We start from the raw sequence: 20,201 nt of genomic DNA on the forward strand, positions 1-20,201 counted from the left end.
AGGTAGGCTAATTTGTACAACTTTTTGGCGCCGGGTACAACCTTGGTGATCTTTTTCTTACACAGTCGTTTGATTTGGGTAACTATTTGGTAGCGCTATCAAAGCATTTGCAAGCTCAAATCCGGACAGCCAGGCATCCTCGACGCGGCTGCCACGAAAGCTTTCGCCGCAAAGGGCAAGTCCCTGATGGCTGTATAAGTATGAAACGTTCGAGGGCGCTGCTGCCTGAGCGTAGCGCCAGCGGTGCGCGCAAAGCTCCCGAATCGGCGGCATCATCATGTCTTTGGGCAGCAGCGAGCGAAACGCGGCGTACAGCGCGCAGGCGGCTTGTCTGGGGGGAAGCTCGAGGTTGTCATCGCTCCAGTCGAGCTGGGCGAGCAGGCTAAGGCTTTCGGGCTGGCTTTCTCGGCCGGGCCTGGTGTGATGACGCGAGGCCAGCCGCAGCACTGGGTGGCGGGCGTGAAGGCTGTCCCAGTCGTCGATGCCTTCCATGACGGGCAGCGCGGTTTCGAACACCACGTAACCCGCCCAGCAGCCGCGCTGGGGGCGCGCCTGGCAAGCGCCGGTAAGCGCTGCATCCCACTCGCCGATCAGCGCTGCGGCCTGGGGAGGAGGAGCGCTGATGACCACCGTGTCGAACGGGCCCAGCAGGTTGTCGTTATGGTCGCGTAGCCGCCAGCCAGCAGTGGCGCCCGGGCCCTTCTCCAGCGCGGTAATGCGCGTCTCGAAGTGGGTGTGAACGTGAGCGAAAGCCCTCAGCCGGTGGTGAAGCTCGCGGGTCATCGCGCTCATGCGCGGCGCGCCGATATAACGCGGCTGGTCATCGACGAGCGCCTGCCAGCCGCTTTCATCCACGCGGTAGTGGGCGCCTGACCACGGCGCAACGGCGCCGTTTTCGAGAAGGGGATCGATGAGCTTTGAAAATCGCGGGTCGCGAACGGTAAAGCTTTGCGCGCCCAGGTCGAGGGTGGCGGTGGGGCGGCGCTTGCTGGCCATGCGCCCGCCGGGGCCGCGGGCCTTATCGAACAGGGTGGCGCCAATACCCTGCTCGGCCAGCGCCTGGGCACAGGCAAGCCCGGCGATACCGGCACCGATAACGGCGACACTCTCGGGGCGTGAGCCCGCAAGAGGGTTTTCAGGCATAAATCCTCGCGAGAATACGTTAAAGTTAATATACTTATCGTAGCACTATCGTATAGCATTTGTGTAATTATAGCGCGGTGCCACGCCACGTTTACAACGTAGAGGAGGTTCTCGATGCGGATTCTTGTTACCGGCGGTACCGGCTTTGTCGGCAAGCGGCTTTGTGAAAAGCTGATCGGCGGCGGTCATCAGGTCGATGTGGTATCGCGCTCACCCTCCAAGGCGGCTCGCGTACTGCCGCGGGAATGCACGACCGGCGAAAGCGCCATGGCGTTCATCGATACGCCGCCGGAGGCGATCGTGAACCTGGCCGGGGAATCCATTGCCGGTAAGCGCTGGAGCGATGCCCAGAAAAAGCGCCTGATTAGCTCCCGGGTCGAGACCACCACGGCGCTGGTCGAGTTCTGCAAGGCACTGGAGAAGGCGGGCAAGCCCCTGCCCGCGGTCATGGTCAGCGGCTCGGCCATGGGCTATTACGGCGACCAGGGCCAGAAGAAGGTGGACGAGCAAACCCCGCCCCACGAAGAGTTCGCCCATCGGCTTTGTGTACAGTGGGAAGCCGCCGCCGAACCGGTCAAGGCGCTCGGCGTGCGCTTGGCCATCGTACGCATCGGGCTGGTGCTGGAAGCCGGCGGCGGTACCCTGGCCAAGATGTTGCCCCCCTTTAAAATGGGCCTGGGCGGGCGCTTTGGCGACGGCCAGCAGTTCATGCCTTGGGTGCACCGCGAGGATCTGGTCGAGGCGATCATCTACCTGATCAACAAGCCCGGCCTCGAAGGCCCGTTCAATGGTGGCGCGCCGCACCCGGTGACCAACGAAACCTTTACCAAAACCCTGGCGCGCCACCTCCATCGTCCGGCGATGTTCCCGGTACCCGCTTTCGTCTTGAAAGCGGGGCTTGGTGAGATGTCGCGGCTACTGTTGACCGGCGCGGATATGCGCCCCGAGCGTCTGCACGAGGCCGGATTCAATTTCGGCTACCCGACCCTCGATAAAGCTTTGGACGATATCCTGGCCAAAACGCGTTAGGCGTTAGGGTCGACGGTGATCACCACCCGCACGGCGTCCAGGCGCAGGCGGGTGGCGTCGATCGCCTCTTCCAGCGCCTGACGCTCGCCCTTGATAGCCTCGAGTTCCTCATCGCGCACCGCCGGGTTATTGCTGGCCAGCGCGCTTAAGCGGTTCAGCTCGCCGTCGATCTGTTCGCGCATGCGCTCCCGCGCTGTCTCCAAAAGCGCTGGCAGCGACTTCTCGGCTTCGCTTTCCCCTCGAGTGACCAGCACGCGCAGTTCGTCGTGACGGCTTTTGATCAAATCCCGCGCCATCGATTTGTTCACTTTCTGAACGTTTTTGGAAAGGCCGGTAAACGAGATGCTGGCGGTCAGGTTGGCGCCGGACTCGTCCATCAAAACGCGCACGGCCGTGGGGGGTAAAAAGCGGTTCAGGTGCAGCGACCTGGGCGCCGGGCAATGGGTGCAGAACACCAGCTCCGCCATCAGCCGGCCGCTGGGAATCGCCGGGTGGCGCAGAAGCGCCAGCGCCGTGTTGCCCATGGTGCCATCCAGCACCCGGCCCATCATCTCGCGCACCAGCGGGTGCTCCCAGGAGAGGCGATGCACGTCGTCCCGGGCCAGCGCTAGATCGCGCCGGTAGGTGGCCGAAAAGCCCTCTTCGCCCTTCACCAGCCCCGGCAGGCCGTCGATCATGTGCGAGCCGGGCTTCAAGTAGAGCAGGCCCTTGCCGATTTCCTGGCTGTCGACGCCGAACACGTCCAGCGCCCGCTCGACGTAGCGGGGCAGGGCGGTGTCGTCATCCAGCTCGCGCACCGCCTCGATGACTTGCTCGGCCCGGGCGGGGCGGCAGGCGTTGAGCTCCAGCAACCGGTTGCGCCCGGCTTCGCGCTCGGCCAGTTTCTCGTTAAACAGCGTGCGGGTCTCGTCGATGATCTCCGTCAGCGCCTCGTCGTCGAGTAGCGCATCCGCCAGGGCGTCGCCAAAGGCGTCGAACAGCTCGCTGCCCACCCCGTGGGGCGCGCTAAAGGCGCTCATGCCCTCGTGGTACCAGCGTACCAGCCGCTCACCCGGTGAGGTGCTAAAGGTCGGCACGTGCAGTTCGATGGCGTGCTGCTGGCCGATCCGGTCGAGGCGGCCGATACGCTGCTCCAGCTGGTCCGGATGCTGGGGCATGTCGAACATGACGAGATGACGGCAGAACTGGAAATTGCGCCCTTCCGAGCCGATCTCCGAGCACACCAGCACCTGGCAGCCTTCCTCTTCGTCGGCAAACGCCGCCGCGGCGCGGTCGCGCTCGATCAATGAAAGGTCTTCGTGGAACACCGGCGCCTGGTAGCCGCCCAGCACGCGCAGCGCCTCGGAAAGGCCTTCTGCGGTTTCCCGGTGGTGGGCGATCACCAGTACCTTGTCGCCGGCCAGGCCTTCTTCGTCGGTATCGGCGAGCTTTTCCAGCAGCCAGTTCACCCGCGGATCGATCTGCCACCAGGGTTCGCTGTTCAGCGGGTCCTCGGAGAGCGCGCGGTACGTGGCGTCGGGATAGATCACCACGTCCGGATGATCCATGCCGGTTTCGATCAGCAGCTCGTCGAAGTAGTCTTCGTCGCGCTCGATGCGGCGCAGCGTGCGCCGATACGCCGAGGGAAGCTCCAGCGTGCTCTGGTGCAGGCGGCGCTCGGGGAAGCCCCCCACGTGGCGGCGGCTGTTGCGAAACATCACCCGGCCGGTGCCGTGGCGATCGAGCAGGGCATTGGTCAGCTGCGCTTTGGCGCTCGCCTTCGCTTCATCGCTTGCGCCCGCTTCACAAAGGGTTGCCAGCAGCGCCTGGCTGTCCGAGTCGCTTGCCACGCGGGCCACCTGTTCGCGGCTTTCGGGCAGGTTGTCGAGGGCTTCGATGGCGCCTGCCACCTCAGCGTAGTGGCCCTCTTCCTCCTTGAAGCGCTCGATCTCCTGGTAGCGCTCCGGGTCCAAAAGGCGCAGGCGGGCGAAGTGGCTTTCCAGCCCCATCTGCTCCGGCGTGGCGGTCAGCAGCAACAGTCCGGCGATTTGACCGGCGAGCTGCTCGACGCACTGGTAGCCCGGGCCGCTTTCACCGTCGGCGTGCCACTCCAAGTGGTGGGCCTCGTCGACGATGAGCAGGTCGAACTGGCTCGCCAGTGCCTGGGCCTGGCGCTCGCGGTTGGCGAACAGCCACCCCTGGCTTGCCAGAATCAGCTGAGCGCTATCGAAGGGGTTTTCGTCGCCGTGGGCCAGGCTTTGGCTCTCGTCGAGCAGCGAAACGTTTAACGAGAAGCGGCGCAGCAGTTCGACCAGCCACTGGTGGGTGAGGCTGTCGGGCACCAGAATCAGCGCGCGCGCCACCCGGCCGTTCATCAAAAGGCGGTGCAGAATCAGCCCGGCCTCGATGGTTTTCCCCAGGCCCACTTCGTCGGCGAGCATGACGCGCGGGGCGTGACGCCGCGCCACTTCGTCGGCAATAAAAAGCTGGTGGGGGATCAGGTCGATGCGCGGGCCGCTAAAGCCCAGGGCCTCGTGCTGCTCGATACGCTGGTAGTGGTGCAGCGTGCGAAAGCGCAGATCGAACCAGTCGTTGCGGTCCACCTGGCCGGTCAGCAGACGATCCCGGGCCTGGTTGAACTGCATGGTGTCGGCAAGCTTGGTCTCGGGAAGCGACTGGGGCGTACCGTCCTTGTCCAGGCCGTGGTAGGTGATCAGGCCCTGGTCGAGGGTGCTTTCGTCGACAGTAATCTGCCAGCCGTCGGCGGAGGTTACGCTGTCGCCGCTACCGAACACCACGCGGGTCAAGGGTGCCTGGCGAGTATTGTAGGTGCGGGTTTCCTGACTGGCACTGAACAAAATGGTAACGCTGCGGGCGTCGCAGTTTAGTACGGTGCCTAGCCCAAGCTCGGCTTCTCCGTCGCTAATAAAGCGCTGGCCGGGTGTAAAATCGCTCATGGTGCCTCAAGAAGTTCATAAAACGGGGCGTGCCGCCTGGCGGGCAGGCGGCGACAGGGCGAGGGATTCTAACGCAAAGGTCGGGAAGGATTAAGCGGTGCGTCGTTTAATTATCCAGCCACTGCTCGAGCTGGGCGCGGGTCAGTTCACCGACGTGGATATCCTCGGTGCGCCCGTTCGAGTCGAACAGTAAGGTGGTCGGAAGTCCTGGGGCTTCAAAGCGCGCCATCAGCGTCTGGCTCGGGTCTCGCAGCGCATGGCGAAACGTCAGGCCCTGCTCGTCGAGGTAGCGCACCACGGGCAGCAGGTCTTCGCCCTGATTGACGATCACCACGCTGATACCCTCGCGCGCATCGGCTTGTTGTAAAAGCGGCATTTCACGCAGGCACGGCGGGCACCAGGTCGCCCAGAGGTTGACGATGACCCGGTCGCCGCTATCAATAAGGTCGGGCAGGTAGCGCGGGTTGCCGTCGATATCCTCGAGAGTCACCTCGGGCAGTTCAGCGACGGCGAAGCTACCTTGCGGTGCGGATATCATCATCACCACCAGCCAGATGGCCGAGGCCAGGGCGAACAAAATCATGGTTTTGGCCATCGCCTTGAGATTGTCGCGCAGATACCAGCCGCACCACAAAAGCCCGGCCATGAAGCCGCCCAGCGGATGATAGCCTGGCTGCCAGACCTTGAGAGCTTCCAACGGCTCTCCGGCGAAGCTCGAAAAGTTGAGCGCCACGTAGCTCAGGCGCGCGCCCACCAGCCAGGCAAGCACCAGGCCGTTGAACCAGCGGCTTTTATCGCGGGCCGGCAGCGACAGCAAAAAGCGGCTGGCCAGTAGCAGGGCCAGCGCACAGCCCAGCGCGTAAAGCCGCGGCAGCGAAATTAGTAGCGGTCCAAGGGCAATCGCGTTCATCGTTTTCTCGTTAAGCAGTTACACTGGTCCACCATATCATGCACGTTGGTTTTTACGGAGATGTCTATGTACCAGTCCCGCGTTGATGTGCTTCGCGCGCTGGCGATTGGGTCCCAGGCGCTGGGCCTTACCCTGATCATTGGCCTGGAAACCGTGATGGGAAACGCCGCCCGCCCCTGGCAGGGCGTGGTGCTGGGCGTCATGCTGGCCGCGGCTTTGTCGATTGCGCTGGCCAGGCTCTACCGAGGCAATCGCCAGCGTAAACAGGCGGATGCGCGCCGGGCGCGGCTGAGTGAGGCCGGATTCGACGATGAATAGCCCTCGGCGGGGGCTCGCCGCGCTTTTTTTCGTGGCCCTGGTCGCGCTTGCCGGCTGTGTCGATAGCGACGTACCGCGGGAGACGCGCACCGCCCTGCCGCTGGACCAGGCGCGTGGGACCTGGCTTGGCGAGCAAGCCGCCGAGGCCCTGGCGGGCCAGGGCGAGCCGGACGGTTTTTCGCTGCTTGCCAACGGCCAGGAGGCGTTTGAAGTGCGCGTGGAACTGATCCACCAGGCCGAGCGCTCGCTCGATATACAGACCTATCTGTTCGGCGATGGCCAGACGACGCGGCTGGTGATGGATGAGCTGCTGGCCGCCGCCGAGCGCGGTGTCCGCGTGCGTTTGATCCTCGATGATATGGGGGCGATTGGCCAGGGCGACCGGCTGTCGGCGCTTTCAAGCCACCCCAATATCGAGGTGCGCGTGTTCAACCCGGTGGCGTTTGGCCGCGGCCACCTGGCCACCCGGGTGTTGGCCTCGTTCACCAACCCGACCCAACAGCACCGGCGCATGCACAACAAGCTCTGGATTGCCGATAACAGCGTGGCGATCGCGGGTGGGCGCAACCTGGGCGACGAGTATTTCGATGCCAACGATGCGCTCAACTTCGCCGATCTGGACCTGGTCACCATCGGCCAGGTCGTACCGGCACTCTCGCAAAGTTTCGACGATTACTGGAATTACGCACTCGCCCAGCCGATCGCGCGCTACCACTCGGCAAAGGAGGGCGCCTGGCAGGCGCTGGCCCAAGAGCTCAGGGCTTGGCTCGATGAAAACGCCGATGCCGACTACATCGCCGACCTGCGCGCCCTGCCAAGTGAATCGCCGCCCTGGCAGACCCTCTACTGGGGCGAGGGGCGGGCAATGTGGGATGCACCGGCCAAAGTCGAACACGACGGCGCGCCGCCCTGGCGCCAGACGCTTTTGGGCGAGCTTTTACAGCACACCCAAACCCGCGAGCGGCTGGTGCTGGTCTCGGCCTACTTCGTCCCCACCGAGGCGAGCGTCGAGCGGCTCGTGGCGCTGGCCGGCGAGGGCGTGGAGGTCGATATCATCACCAATTCCCTGGAGTCCACCGATGCGGCGGTGGTCCACGGCGCCTATACGCCCTGGCGTCCGGCACTGCTGGAAAGCGGCATTCGCCTATACGAGCTGCGCCCGGAGCAAGAGACGAGCGCCGACGAGGAGGTCGAGGACATGCGCGTGCCCGGCGCCTCGGCCTCGGCGCTGCATATCAAGGCGCTGCGTTTTGACGACCAGGTGTTTATCGGCTCGTTCAACGTCGACCCGCGTTCGGTGCTTTGGAATACCGAAGTGGGCGTTTTGGCGCAGAGCGAGGGGCTTTTGACGGCCTTCGAGGAGCTGATCGAGGTGGGCCGCGAGCCCGCCATTAGCTACCGCGTCACCCTCGACGACCAGGGCGCGCCGGGCTGGGAGTACGAGCACGAAAGCGAGATGCGCCGCGTGGACGAAGAGCCTGGCAGCCACTGGCGCCACCTGAACGCCTGGTTTAGCCAGACCTTCAACCTGGCCCCTTTGCTGTAAGTCGGCCCCGGCTGCGTTAAGGAGCGTTGGATAAAGCCACTTGTGTTTTCCCGGCTTCGGTTTCAGATTAAAGAAGCACTGGCGTAAGCCGGGGCGTCTCACACACCGGGAGCGACGAATAATATGATCAATAAACGCACACTCGTGGCCGCTATTGCGGCGTCTTCTCTGGCCCTGACCGCCACGGCCCAGGCCGAGGTCAAAATCGGCTTTCTGGGGGGCTTTACCGGCGGCATCGAAAGTCTGACACCGCCCATCTTCGAAGGCGCGCAGCTGGCCGTGGCCCAGGTCAACGAGCAGGGCGGCATCCTGGGCGGTGAAACCCTTTCCATGCCGTCCGGCGACACCACCTGTTCTGACGCCTCGGCGGCCTCCAACGCCGCCGACCGTATGGTGAACTCCGAAAACGTCACCGCTATCGTCGGCGCGCTTTGTACCGGCGCCACCATCGCCGCGGCCAACAACGCCGCCATTCCCGGGGGTGTGGTGATGGTCTCTCCCGCCTCGACCGCCCCGGCGGTCACCGAGCTCGACGACAATGGCCTGGTGTTTCGCACCGTGCCCTCGGACGCCTTCCAGGGCGAAATGCTCGCCAAGCTGCTTTTGGACAAGGGCCTCGATTACGTGGCCGTCACCTTCGTGAACAACGACTACGGCCAGGGGCTGGCGGATGCCTTCACTACGGCCTTCGAAGACGGCGGCGGCGAAATCGCCGAAAGCCTGGCCCACGAAGACAACCGCGCCGACTACCGCTCGGAGCTGGGTTCGCTCTCCGCCGGCGGCGCCGACACTCTGGTGGTACTCGCCTACGCCGACACCTCCGGCCAGACCGTACTGCGCCAGGCTTATGAGAGCGGCATGTTCACCCAATACGTGGGCGCCGACGGCATGGTGGGCGATAGCCTGGTCGAGGCGATTGGCGCCGACGTGCTCGACGGCATGATCGCCACCCGCCCGGGTAGCCCGGACCTGCCCGGTACCGAGCTTTTCAATAGTGCCGCTGATGATGCCGGTTTCGACCCCAGCGCCGTGTTCGCAGCCCAGGCGTATGACGCCGCCTTCCTGCTGGCGCTGGCCATCGAGCAAAACGGCAGCGCCGAGCGCGAAGGCCTGGCGGATGCACTGCGCAGCGTGGCAAGCGAACCCGGCGAGGTCATTCTGCCCGGCGAGTGGGAGAAGGCGGTCGAGCTGATCGCCGCCGGTACCGAGATCAACTACGAAGGCGCCTCCGGCTCCCACGAGTTCGATGACAATGGCGACGTACCCGGCGTGGTGGTCGAAATGGCCGTCGAAGACGGCCGCTTCGTCACCAAAGGCCAGCTCGATTTGTAAACCGCTGAACCGCGTATCCCAAAACCTGCCTGGCGTGCTTTTTCACTAGCGCGCCAGGGTCCAGGAAGGCGCCGCCCCCGGGCGGCGCTCGACGTTTAAATCCGCTTCGTACACCCTCGCGACCGTTTCGGGGTCGAGCACGTCCTGCGGGCTTCCCGAGGCGATCCGCTCTCCTTCGTGCATGAGCCATACCCGATCGGCAAAGATCGTGGCCAGCTTCAGATCGTGCAGCACGCACACCACCGCCAAATGATAGTCCGCCGCCCAGCTACGTAGCCTGCGCATCAGCCGCTGTTGATGGCCGATATCCAGCGCGCTGGTGGGTTCGTCCAGCAGTAAAACCGCCCCGGTTGAGGCGTCGGTGGGGAGCTTTGATAGCAGTTGGCACGCGCCCCGGGCGATCATCACCCGCTGGCGCTCGCCGCCGGAAAGCGACAGCACGCTACGCTTGGCAAGTGTTGATAGATCCATATCCTCCAGCAGCGTGGCCAAAAGCGCCGAAGAGGGGGCGCTGCCCAGGGCGACGAGCTCCGCTACGGGCCAGTCGAACGCCGGGTGTTCTTGTTGTGCCACCATGGCGCGTCGGCGGGCCAACCGGGTGATCGACCAGCGCTCGAGCGCGATACCGTCCAGCGTGACCGACCCCTGCTCGCAGAGGCGAAACCCGGACAAAAGCTTTAAAAGCGTACTCTTGCCCGCGCCGTTCGGGCCGACCACGGCCACCAGTTCACCGGGGACGAGGGTATCGGTGAGCGGCGCAAGGGCCGGGGTCGTGGTCAACCCGGCCTGATGGAGCGTGAGCATCAGTGGCCTCGGCGCAGCAGCAGAAAGAGAAAGTAGGGCCCGCCCAACAGGCTCGTTAAAAGCCCGACGGGGATCTCCGCCGGCGGGGCCAGCGTTCGCGCCAGCGTATCGGCCACGACCAGCAGCAGCGCGCCGCCCAGCATCGAGGCGGGCAGCAGCAGGCGGTGGTTGGGGCCGAGCCCCAGGCGCAGGCAGTGGGGCACCAGTAGCCCCAAAAAGCCGATCACGCCGGTTAGCGCCACGCAGAGCCCGACGCCGAGCGAGGTAGCCACGATAATGTGGCGTTTCAAGCGCGCCGCATCGAGGCCGGCGGCGTGGGCGGTGGTTTCGCCGAGCTGAAGAAGATCCAGCGCCGGCGCGCTTCGCAGTAGCATGAAAAGGGCAAGACTCACCACGACCAGGGCCAGCGCGGTGGTGCGCCAAAGCGCATTGGTTAACGTCCCCATGCCCCAAAGGCTTAGCTGGCGAAGCTGCTCGTCGCTTGCGATGAACGCCAGAATGCCGCCGCCGGCGCCGGCCAGGGTGTTGATCGCAAGCCCCGCCAGCAGCAGCGTCATGACCGCGGCGCTGCCCCCGCCCTGGCGTTTGGCGATCGCGAAGACCAGCAGGCAGACGCAGAGCGCCCCGAGGAAACCGGCTAGAAACTGGCCATACAGGCTGGCGCTGGCGCTGCCCTGGAACAGCACGATCCAAAGCGCCACGAAAAGCCCCGCGCCGCTGGCAAGCCCCAAAAGCGTCGGGTCGGCCAAAGGGTTGCGAAAAAGCCCCTGCATGGCGGCGCCGCTGCCGGCGAGCATGGCCCCGACCGCTACGCCTAACAAAAGGCGCGGCAAGCGAAGCTGCCACCATACGTGGGTATCGAAGGCGTCCGCCTGGCCGGTTAAAAGCCGCCAGGGCGAAATACCCAGCGCCCCGGAGGCCCCCGCCCAGCCAAGCGCGACTAAAAGCGCCAGGCCAAGGCCCAACAGTACCCGCCCGCGGCGCTCGAGCAGCGGGCGGTGAAACAATCGTAAAGGGTGGGTCATGGCGCTGCTTGCGCGGCCTCGCGGTTCATGGCCTCGGCAACGGCCTGATGAAGCGCCAACAGATGGGCCGGCGTGCGCGGGCCAAAGCCGAGTAGCGCCTGGTCGTCGATCACCACCAGCCGCTCGGCCTGGCCTGCCGGGGTCAGCGCCATGCCGGGAAGCTGCCAAAGCGCGGCTTCGCCGCCCAGCGCTTCGAGGCCGCGGGCGGACATGACGACGATATCCGGCGCTTCACGCACCAGCGCCTCGGCCCCGACACTTTGATAGCCCTGCATGGCGGCAAACGCGTTGTCGGCGCCAATGGCTTCAAGGGCGGTATGCGCGGCGGTGGCGTTGCCTGCCGCCCGGGGCGTCATGCCGCTGTGGTGCAAAATGAACATCGCCCGGGTAGCGGGCAGGGTGGGTTGCTCGGCCAGCCGGTTAAGCTCTTCATCGATTTGGTCGGCAAGCGCTTGTCCGGCCTCCACCTGGCCTGTGTGGCGGGCTATGTCGCGCACCTTTTTTTTGATCGAGGCCAGGGTGTCCGGGGCGTCGATCAGCATGATCTCGACCCCGGCCTGAGTGAGTTGCTCGAGCGTCTGTTGGGGCCCGGCATGCTCGTTGGCGATCACGTGGGTCGGTTTGACCGAAAGCAGGCTCTCGGCGGAGAGTCTGCGCAGATAACCCACCGAGGGAAGGGCGGCCATCGACGCCGGGTAGACGACGGTGTCGTCCCGGGCCACCACCTCAAGCGCGGGCGCTAGCTGCGCCAGGGTTTCGGCAACGTCGCCCCCCAGCACGACCCAGCGCTCATCGGCGGCAGCGGAAAAACCGACCAACGCCGTCGCCAGGCCCAGAACCCATGTTGCCACTATTTTCATGCCACTCCCGTCCTGCCACGTTGAATGGATCGGCCGCGCAAATCCTTTGTCGTTATCGGACACGCGGTCTATCGACCCGCCATGGGGCCTCAAGCGCGAGCGTAGCATTATCGCTTGAAAGCGTCAGCCAGACTTGCGAGCGCCCATGAACGGGGCAGGCGCTAGCCGTGGGTCTTGATGCTCTCCGGCAACAGCCCCTTGGGGGCAAAGCGCAGCACCAGGGTGATCAGCATGCCGATCACCAGCACCCTGGCCTGCAGCGCGCGGCTATCCATATTGCTGGGTAGCTCCCAACCCGCGCCTTCGCCCAGGCTTACCACCAGCTGCATGATGAAAAGCGCCAATGGCTCGGACATGATCCAGATGATGTACACCGCCACGGCGCCGAAGATCGTGCCCAGGTTGTTGCCCGGCCCGCCGAGGATCACCATCACCAGCACCAAAAAGGTGTGGTTGAGCGGCAGATACCCCTGGGGGTCGAAGAGGCTGTTGAAGGTGCCCAGCACGCCGCCGCCCAGGCCCATCAGGATGCAACCCAGTACGAAAATCTCCAGCCGGCGCTTGTTGATATCCTTGCCCATCGCCGCCGAGGAGACTTCGTTGTCGCGAATCGCGCGGATCATTCGCCCCCAGGGGGCGTGGTAGGCGCGGTGCAGCAAAAAGAAGATCGCCGCGATGATCACCGCGGTCAGCGACAGATAGATCGCCCGCGATAATGTAAAGCCGAGCTCTGCCGGGCCCGGGGTGGGCCAGGGCAGCGGCGACACCGTGGCGGTGCCGCGGGTCAGCCAGTCGGAGTTTTTCAAAAACGCCTTGATGATCTCGGCGATGCCGAGGGTGGCGATCGCCAGGTAGTCGCTTCGAAGCCCCAGGCAGATATGGCCGATGAAGTAGCCTACGCCGCCCGCAAGTAAGCCGCCAACGATCCAGCCGACCCAGGGCGGGAGACCAAAGCCGCCGACGAAGCCCGCGCGGTTTTGAATCTCACCGGTCACCTCGCGCAACAGGCTGATCACCACCATATAAAGCACCACCGCTAACACCACCGCAATGATCGTGCGCAGCCGTTTGGGGACGCCCAGGCGGTCGAGCTTGCTCGCCCCAACGACCACCAAAATGGCGGCCAGGGCGTAAAGCAGTACGCGGCCGAGCTCGATGGGGAGTTCCGTGCCCCAGAAGGCGTCGTTGACCGGCACGCTGAACAGCATCGCGCAGAAGCCGCCGAGGGCCACGAAGCCCATGACGCCGGCGTTGAATTGCCCGGCGTAGCCCCACTGAATAGTCAGGCCCAGCGCCAGAATGGCGTAGCAGGCCGCCTCGACCAGCATGCGCGTGCTGTAGGCGGCGCCCATCATGGCGTAAACGCCCAGCACGGCAACGAGCAGCCCGGCGAAGAGTACCAGCTCGCGCACCGGGAAGCGGCGCGTCACGGTGGCGTCTTTGGGCGTGTAGGATGCGTTTCGTTCGTTCATCAGATCACCTTACCCTTGAACAGCCCCGTCGGGCGCCATACCAGAATGGCCAGCAGAATGAAAAACGGCACCACGATCTTGTACTCGGTGCCCACGAACGCCAGGTTCGAGGGAAGCTCCAGCCAGTCCGGCAAACTGTCCCGGAATGGGCGCAGCAGCACGTTCCAGTTGAACACCGCCAGGGTTTCGGCAAAGCCGACCACGAAGCCGCCGGCGATCGCCCCGTAGGGGTGACCCACCCCGCCGACGATCGCCGCGGCGAAAATCGGCAGCAGCAAAAAGAAGCTCAAGTCCGGCTTGAAGGTGACGTCCAGCGATAAAAGCGTACCGGCAATCGCCGCCAGGCCCCCGGCAATCACCCAAGTGACCGCCACGATGGTATTGGTATTGATGCCCGAGGCCTGGGCGAGCTCCGGGTTGTCCGACATGGCGCGCATCGCCTTGCCCAGGCGCGAGCGGTTCAGAAACACCGCCAGCGCGACCACCGCCACGATCGTGATCACGAACAGATAGAGCTGTGGCTCGGTGACCACGATCGGCGCGCGGGCGCCCTCGAAGGGCAGGACGAGACGAAAGATTTCCTTGCGGTCGTCGACGTAAAGGCTCTGGCCGCTGGTGCCGGCGAACAGGCGAATCAGGCCCTGCAGCATCAGGGTGACGCCGAGTGAGCCGATCACCATGACGATGGGCTTGACGCCATGAGCGCGCAGCGGCTTGTAGAAGGCCTTGTCGATACCCACGGCGAGCAGGGCGGTCAGTATCATTGCCAGCGGCAGCATGATCAGCGCCGTGGGTACGCCGATGCTCGGCCCGAGGGCCGGAAAGGCCGTGGTCAGCAGCAGTACCATGAAAGCGCCGAAGGTCATCATGTCCGCGTGGGCGAAGTGGGCAAAGCGCATGATGCTGAAAATCAGCGTCACGCCGATCGCACCGATGGCGTAGATCGAGCCGGTGACGCTGCCGGCGATCACCACGTTGTTGATAAAAAAGACCAGTTCGTTCACAGCGTTCTCCCCCGGGCTAGCCGCCCAAAAAGCTTTTGGCGACATCCGGGTCAGCGAGCAGCGCCGCACCCGTATCGGTAAAACGGTTCTGGCCGGCGGCCAGCACGAAACCCTTGTCGGCAATCGCCAACGCTTGCCTGGCGTTCTGCTCGACCATGAGAATACCCACGCCGGCGGCGTTGATCTTTTTCACCCGGTCGAAGATCTCGTTCATGTAAAGCGGCGAGAGCCCGGCGGTGGGCTCGTCGAGCAACAAGAGCGTGGGTTCGGCCATCAGCGCCCGGCCCATGGCGACCATTTGGCGCTGCCCGCCGGAGAGCTCGCCGGCGGGCTGGCGGCGCTTGTCCTTGAGCGGCGGAAAGAACTCATACACCTGTTCGAGCATGCGCTTGACGTTGTGTGGCTTCAAATACGCGCCCATCTCCAGGTTCTCTTTCACCGACAGACTCGGGAAGACGTTGTTCTCCTGGGGGACGAAGCCCATGCCGCGCTTGACCAGCTGGTTGGGGGGCAGGTTTTGGATCGGCTCGCCGTTGAGCAAAATGTCGCCCTGGTTGACGTTCAAAAGGCCGAATACTGCTTTGAGCATGGTGGACTTGCCGGCGCCGTTGGGGCCGACGATCACGCCGATTTCATCGGCGTAAAGGGTCATTTCGACCCCGTTCAGAATGTTCATGCTGCCGTAGCCGCCGTGCACGTCGCGGGCGCGCAGTAGCGGCGTCGGCGCAGCGTTGGGTGACGCATCAATCGACATGGTCAACGTGTCTCGACGTAGTAGTGGTTGTTGTACGAGGCGTGTTTTTTTACGCGGCGTCGGTGCCGAAATAGGCCTCGATCACCTCGGGGTTGTTCTGAATTTCTTCGATGGAGCCTTCCACCATGACGCTGCCCTGGGCGAGCACGATGACCGGGTCGCAGAGTCTTGCGATCATGTCCATGTCGTGCTCGATGACCAAAAAGGTGTAGCCCATTTCCCGGTTCAATCGCTCGATGTTGCCCATCAGCTCGCCCAGCAGCGTGCGGTTGACGCCGGCGGCGATCTCGTCGAGCAGCACCACTTTGGCGTCGGTCATCATGGTGCGGCCCAGCTCCAAAAGCTTTTTCTGCCCGCCGGAAAGATTGCCCGCCAGTTCGTTGCGCACGTGATGCAGGCCAACGAAATCGATCACCTCCAGCGCCCGGCGGCGGACCTCGGCCTCTTGCTCGCGCACGAGCGAAGGCTTGAACCAGGTGTTGAAAAGGCTTTCTCCGGCCTGATTCGGCGGCACCATCATCAGGTTTTCCAGCGCGCTCATCTGGCTGAATTCGTGAGCGATCTGAAAGGTACGCAAAAGCCCCTTGTGAAAGCGCGCGTCGGCGGAAAGCCGGGTGATCTCCTCGCCTTCGAGCAGAATGCGGCCGCTATCCGGGATCAGCGAGCCCGCGATCAGGTTGAAAAGCGTCGATTTACCCGCCCCATTGGGGCCGATCATGCCGGTAATCGAGCCTTTCTCGACGTGAATCGAGCAATCGTTGATGACGTGGAGCCCACCGAAGGCTTTATTGACGTTTTGTACTTCGATAATGGGGGTCATGGTGTCCTCATGCCTGGCAAGGCAAGCGCCCCCGATACACTTTGGCAACGGCTCATGTGAAGGAGGGTCCCTGTCCGGGCGCCGCGTCGCATCGCGAACCAAACGGCTGTATGAATTGTAGTGTGCACGCGTTCTCGTGGCGCGCTTCGAGGTCTACTCTGCGATAGATTCGCCCCGCTTTCCAGCCCCTTTGCGTTTAGGCTGCGTTAACCCGGTCAAGCGAAGCCGTCCGGCAGACATGCTAGTGCGCGAACCTGCGCGCACAAAAAAGCCCGCGCGATGGCGGGCTTTTGATGCGGGCGGCGGGCTTATTTCTTGCCGGCGCGCTTACGCTCGTTCTCGGTCAGGTGCTTCTTGCGCAGACGGATGTGCGACGGCGTCACTTCTACCAACTCGTCGGAGTCGAGGAATTCGATCGCCTGCTCCAGGGTGAACTTGATCGGCGGCGTCAGCACGATGTTCTCGTCGTTACCGGTGGAGCGCATGTTATCGAGCTTCTTGCCCTTGGTCGGGTTGACGACCATGTCGTTGGCCCGGTTGTTGATGCCGATCAGCATGCCTTCGTACACTTCGGTGGCGTGGTCGATGATCAGCTTGCCGCGCTCCTGCAGGGTGTAAAGCGCGTAGGAGAGCGCCTTACCGCCGACCATGGAGACCAGCACGCCGTTGCGACGCTCGATGGACGCATCCGGCTTGAGCGGGCCGTAGTGATCGAAACGGCTGGTCAGAATGCCGGTGCCGGAGGTCAGCGTCAAAAACTGACCACGGAAGCCGATCAAGCCGCGCGCCGGAATGATGAAGTCCAGGCGTACACGGCCCTTGCCATCCGGGTTCATGTTGGAAAGCTCGCCCTTGCGGTAGCCGAGCTCTTCCATGATCGCGCCCTGGTGCTGCTCTTCGCAGTCGATGATGACTTCTTCGTAGGGCTCCTGCTTCTCGCCGTCGATCTCCTTGATGATGACTTCCGGGCGGCCCACGGCCAGCTCGAAACCTTCACGACGCATGGACTCGATGAGTACCGACAAGTGCAGCTCGCCGCGCCCGGAGACCTTGAACTTCTCCGGCGTTTCGCCCTGCTCGACCCGCAGCGCCACGTTGTGGATCAGCTCCTGGTCGAGGCGGTCGCGAATGTTACGGCTGGTGACGTACTTGCCGTCTTTACCGGCGAAGGGCGAGTCGTTGACCTGGAAGGTCATGGAGACGGTCGGCTCGTCGACGGTCAGCGCCGGCAGCGCCTCGACGGCGCTCGAGTCACAAAGCGTATCGGAGATCGCCAGGTCTTCGATGCCGGTGATGCAGACGATGTCGCCGGCGGTGGCTTCGTCGGTCTGAACGCGATCCAGGCCCAGGTGGGTCATTACCTGGCCAATCTTACCCTTACGGGTATTGCCTTCCTTGGTGATGACGCTGATCTGCTGGCCAGGCTTCACGCTGCCGCGCTTGATGCGGCCAAGGCCGATAACGCCAACATAGCTGTTGTAGTCCAGCGCCGAGATCTGCATCTGGAAGGGGCCGTCGAGTTCGACCTTGGGCGGCTCGACGATGTTGACGATCGATTTGAACATGGGGTCCATGTTCTCTTCGAGGGCGTCCGGCTCCATGCCCGCAATGCCGTTGAGCGCGGAGCAGTAGATGATCGGGAAGTCGAGCTGCTCGTCGGAAGCGCCCAGGTTGTCGAACAGATCGAAAATCTGGTCGATGACCCAATCAGGACGCGCGCCGGGGCGGTCGATCTTGTTGACCACGACGATCGGCTTCAGACCCTGGGCGAAGGCTTTCTGGGTCACGAAGCGGGTTTGCGGCATCGGGCCGTCGACGGCGTCGACCAACAGCAGTACCGAGTCGACCATCGACATCACGCGCTCGACCTCGCCACCGAAATCGGCGTGTCCGGGGGTGTCCACGATGTTGATGTGGTAGTCCTTGCCCTCACCATCCTGCCACCGAATAGCGGTGTTCTTGGCCAGGATGGTGATGCCGCGCTCCTTCTCCTGGTCGTTGGAGTCCATGATACGTTCCTGGCCTTCGGCCTTGCGGTCGAGGGTGCCAGACTGGCTCAGGAGTTTATCGACCAGGGTAGTCTTACCGTGGTCAACGTGGGCGATAATGGCAATGTTACGAAGATTCTCGATCACGACGCGATCCTGCTGGAAAAATAGGGCGGCATTATAGGGTCTGGGTAGGCCTTACTACCAGCGCTGTCTTAAATAAAGGGTCAAGTCAATAACCCAAAGGCGGCAGTTTTCGCCGCTATGGCGCTTCCGGTAAGATAGGCGTTTTCCCAACTGGGGCAAGGACATGACCATCGGTAACCTGATGCGTTTGTTAAGCGATGGCGAGGTCCATTCCGGTGAAGCGCTCGGCGAGGCGCTGGGCGTTTCCCGCGCCGCGGTGTGGAAACAGCTTAAAAAGCTGGAGGCCATGGGGGTGGAACTCGTCGCCGTGAAAGGGCGCGGGTATCGATTGGCCCACCCGCTGGAGCCGCTGGAAGGCCAGCAAGTGGTGGCAAAGCTACCCGCCGAGGCGCGCCACCTGCTGGCGCGGCTGTTCGTCGAAGACCAGCTCCCCTCGAGTAACGAGTACTTGCGCGCGCGCTTCGATCAGGGCGCCGGCCACGGCGAGGTGTGCCTGGTCGAGCTGCAAACCGCCGGGCGCGGTCGCCGCGGTCGCGTGTGGACCACGCCCTGGGGGCAGAGTTTGATGATGTCGCTGGGCTGGCGCTTCGAAGCCGGGGTGGCCTCGCTCGAAGGGCTGAGCCTGGCGGTGGGGGTGGTCGTCTGCCAGGTGCTCGAGCGCCATGGCGTGGCGCCTAAACTCAAGTGGCCCAACGATATCCTGTTGGCCGAGCAGGGCCGCGAACTGGGCAAGCTGGCGGGTATTTTGATCGAGGTGACCGGCGACGCCGCTGGCCCCTGCGAGGCCGTGATCGGCATGGGCATGAATCTGTCGCTGCCCGAGAGCCTTCGCGAGAGCATCGGCCAGCCGGTGGCGGCGCTTTTCGACGAAAAGCCGGACCTCTCGCGCAACCAGCTGGCCGCCGAGGTGATCGCCGGACTTTTGGCCATGCTGGCCGAGTTCGAGGAGAGTGGCTTTGGGGTGTGGCGCGATGCATGGAACGCGCGCCACGCCTACGCGGGCTTGAGCGTTCGCGTACTCCAGGGCGCGGGCGAAAGCGAAGCGGTGGCCGGGGATGTAGACGAGAGCGGCAACCTTTGGGTCACCGAAGACGGCCAGCCGCGGCGTTTGTCCGGCGGTGAGATCAGCGTACGCAGGCGCTTATGATTTTAGATCTGGATATTGGCAATACGCTCTCCAAGTGGCGCCTAAAAGATGCGGCCAGCAGCGAAATACGCTCCCGCGGGGCGGTATGGACTCGGGAAGAGTGGCGCCCCGGTGCGGACATTCCGGATCTCGACGTCGTCGAGGCGGTACGTATTTCGAGCGTGGCGCGAGCGGCGGTGCTGGGCGATACCGTCAAACTGCTGCGCCGCCAGGTGCGCCAGGTCCATGTCGCCCGGTCGTTGCCGGAGTCGCTGGGCGTGGTCAACGGCTATGAGGAGCCGAGCAGGCTCGGGGTAGATCGTTGGATGGGCGCACTGGCCGGCTACCAGCTGGCCGGGGGCTGCTGCGTGGTGGATTGCGGCAGCGCCATCACCATCGACTTCGTGCTGCCCGGCGGCGTGCATTTAGGGGGCTTCATCGTGCCGGGTCTTCGCCTGATGAAAGAGAGCCTGAAACTGGGCACGCGCAACGTGGCCATCGACCCGGATAGCGAAGCCGATGCGCTGCTGGAGCCTGGCCGGCGCACGGTGGATGCGGTGAATCACGGTATCTACATGGCAGCGGTCAGTGCGATCAATCGTATTTACAGCGAGGTGTGCGACCAGCAGGGCGTGGCGCTTCCGATGCTGCTCACCGGCGGCGATGCTCGGGTGGTGTCGCGCGGGGTGCGGGTCCCTCACGCAGTGTGGCCAGACATGGTGTACGGCGGGCTGGAGGCGAGCTTTCCGCTGACCTTCGCTGAGCGCGCCGGTAAAATGGCCGGTGCGCCGAGGGTGCCCGAGCCCGTTGCGCTTGAAAAAATTCGCGCGGCGCTTGCATTTTCCATGCTGCTTTGACAGAATGCAGCGCGTTCCAAGGCAGCAGGTCAGCGTGAAAGCGCGACAGGTTATCCTGAAAAGCCATGATAAATTAAGTAAATATCTGGCTTGACACTGTTTTGGAGGCTGGCATAATGTGCCGCCACAG

17 protein-coding genes are annotated in these 20,201 nt (G+C 63.8%); 6 read left to right on the forward strand and 11 right to left on the reverse strand.

The annotated features are described in order from the left end of the window. Positions 1–57 precede the first annotated feature (57 nt). On the reverse strand, positions 58–1,143 hold the full coding sequence (locus tag ACWFVE_RS00700; protein WP_447527390.1) for an NAD(P)/FAD-dependent oxidoreductase: 1,086 nt from the start codon (positions 1,141–1,143) through the stop codon (positions 58–60). Positions 1,144–1,257: 114 nt separating this feature from the next. On the opposite strand from ACWFVE_RS00700, the gene ACWFVE_RS00705 reads away from it, so the two are divergent. Further along, positions 1,258–2,172, forward strand: coding sequence for a TIGR01777 family oxidoreductase (locus ACWFVE_RS00705; RefSeq protein ID WP_447527391.1), 915 nt, complete (start codon positions 1,258–1,260; stop codon positions 2,170–2,172). Here the strand turns inward: ACWFVE_RS00705 and rapA are convergent. Both rapA and ACWFVE_RS00715 read right to left on the reverse strand, forming a co-directional pair. Then, a complete protein-coding gene (gene rapA / locus ACWFVE_RS00710) occupies positions 2,169–5,108 on the reverse strand; it encodes an RNA polymerase-associated protein RapA (RefSeq protein ID WP_447527392.1) in 2,940 nt (979 codons plus the stop codon). The genes ACWFVE_RS00705 and rapA overlap by 4 nt on opposite strands. Positions 5,109–5,214: 106 nt before the next feature. Beyond that, positions 5,215–6,018 (reverse strand): prolipoprotein diacylglyceryl transferase family protein, encoded by an 804-nt coding sequence (locus tag ACWFVE_RS00715; protein ID WP_447527393.1) that lies wholly within the window; start codon positions 6,016–6,018, stop codon positions 5,215–5,217. Positions 6,019–6,084: 66 nt separating this feature from the next. On the opposite strand from ACWFVE_RS00715, the gene ACWFVE_RS00720 reads away from it, so the two are divergent. The 3 genes from ACWFVE_RS00720 to ACWFVE_RS00730 all read left to right on the forward strand — a co-directional run bounded on the left by ACWFVE_RS00720 (position 6,085) and on the right by ACWFVE_RS00730 (position 9,214). Continuing rightward, positions 6,085–6,336, forward strand: a complete 252-nt coding sequence (locus tag ACWFVE_RS00720) for a hypothetical protein (RefSeq protein ID WP_447527394.1) — start codon at positions 6,085–6,087, stop codon at positions 6,334–6,336. After that, positions 6,329–7,882, forward strand: coding sequence for a phospholipase D family protein (locus ACWFVE_RS00725; protein ID WP_447527395.1), 1,554 nt, complete (start codon positions 6,329–6,331; stop codon positions 7,880–7,882). The genes ACWFVE_RS00720 and ACWFVE_RS00725 overlap by 8 nt, the downstream gene beginning before the upstream one ends. A 123-nt stretch (positions 7,883–8,005) precedes the next feature. Further along, on the forward strand, positions 8,006–9,214 hold the full coding sequence (locus tag ACWFVE_RS00730) for an ABC transporter substrate-binding protein (protein WP_447527396.1): 1,209 nt from the start codon (positions 8,006–8,008) through the stop codon (positions 9,212–9,214). A 45-nt stretch (positions 9,215–9,259) separates the two neighbouring features. Here the strand turns inward: ACWFVE_RS00730 and ACWFVE_RS00735 are convergent, their stop codons facing one another. The 8 genes from ACWFVE_RS00735 to typA form a co-directional block, all read right to left on the reverse strand. Then, positions 9,260–10,018 carry an ATP-binding cassette domain-containing protein gene (locus tag ACWFVE_RS00735; protein WP_447527397.1) on the reverse strand — a complete coding sequence of 253 codons (759 nt, stop codon included), beginning with the start codon at positions 10,016–10,018 and terminating at the stop codon, positions 9,260–9,262. After that, a complete protein-coding gene (locus ACWFVE_RS00740; RefSeq protein ID WP_447527398.1) occupies positions 10,018–11,043 on the reverse strand; it encodes a FecCD family ABC transporter permease in 1,026 nt (341 codons plus the stop codon). Before ACWFVE_RS00740 ends, ACWFVE_RS00735 begins: the two co-directional genes overlap by 1 nt. Further along, positions 11,040–11,903, reverse strand: coding sequence for a heme/hemin ABC transporter substrate-binding protein (locus ACWFVE_RS00745; RefSeq protein ID WP_447527399.1), 864 nt, complete (start codon positions 11,901–11,903; stop codon positions 11,040–11,042). The genes ACWFVE_RS00740 and ACWFVE_RS00745 overlap by 4 nt, the downstream gene beginning before the upstream one ends. Before the next feature lie 161 nt (positions 11,904–12,064). After that, positions 12,065–13,375 (reverse strand): branched-chain amino acid ABC transporter permease, encoded by a 1,311-nt coding sequence (locus ACWFVE_RS00750; RefSeq protein WP_447527400.1) that lies wholly within the window; start codon positions 13,373–13,375, stop codon positions 12,065–12,067. Continuing rightward, positions 13,375–14,379, reverse strand: a complete 1,005-nt coding sequence (locus ACWFVE_RS00755) for a branched-chain amino acid ABC transporter permease (protein ID WP_447527401.1) — start codon at positions 14,377–14,379, stop codon at positions 13,375–13,377. Before ACWFVE_RS00755 ends, ACWFVE_RS00750 begins: the two co-directional genes overlap by 1 nt. 16 nt (positions 14,380–14,395) lie before the next feature. Then, entirely contained in the window at positions 14,396–15,133 is a 738-nt protein-coding gene (locus ACWFVE_RS00760; RefSeq protein ID WP_447527402.1) for an ABC transporter ATP-binding protein, read from the reverse strand. Positions 15,134–15,182: 49 nt separating this feature from the next. Beyond that, entirely contained in the window at positions 15,183–15,953 is a 771-nt protein-coding gene (locus tag ACWFVE_RS00765) for an ABC transporter ATP-binding protein (protein ID WP_447527403.1), read from the reverse strand. Positions 15,954–16,261: 308 nt separating this feature from the next. Then, positions 16,262–18,088 carry a translational GTPase TypA gene (gene typA, locus ACWFVE_RS00770; RefSeq protein ID WP_447527404.1) on the reverse strand — a complete coding sequence of 609 codons (1,827 nt, stop codon included), beginning with the start codon at positions 18,086–18,088 and terminating at the stop codon, positions 16,262–16,264. A 163-nt stretch (positions 18,089–18,251) separates the two neighbouring features. On the opposite strand from typA, the gene ACWFVE_RS00775 reads away from it, so the two are divergent. Both ACWFVE_RS00775 and ACWFVE_RS00780 read left to right on the forward strand, forming a co-directional pair. Then, entirely contained in the window at positions 18,252–19,235 is a 984-nt protein-coding gene (locus ACWFVE_RS00775; protein ID WP_447527405.1) for a biotin--[acetyl-CoA-carboxylase] ligase, read from the forward strand. After that, entirely contained in the window at positions 19,232–20,071 is an 840-nt protein-coding gene (locus ACWFVE_RS00780; protein WP_447527406.1) for a type III pantothenate kinase, read from the forward strand. Before ACWFVE_RS00775 ends, ACWFVE_RS00780 begins: the two co-directional genes overlap by 4 nt. Positions 20,072–20,201 lie beyond the last annotated feature (130 nt).

It is taken from the genome of Vreelandella mediterranea (assembly GCF_970647075.1).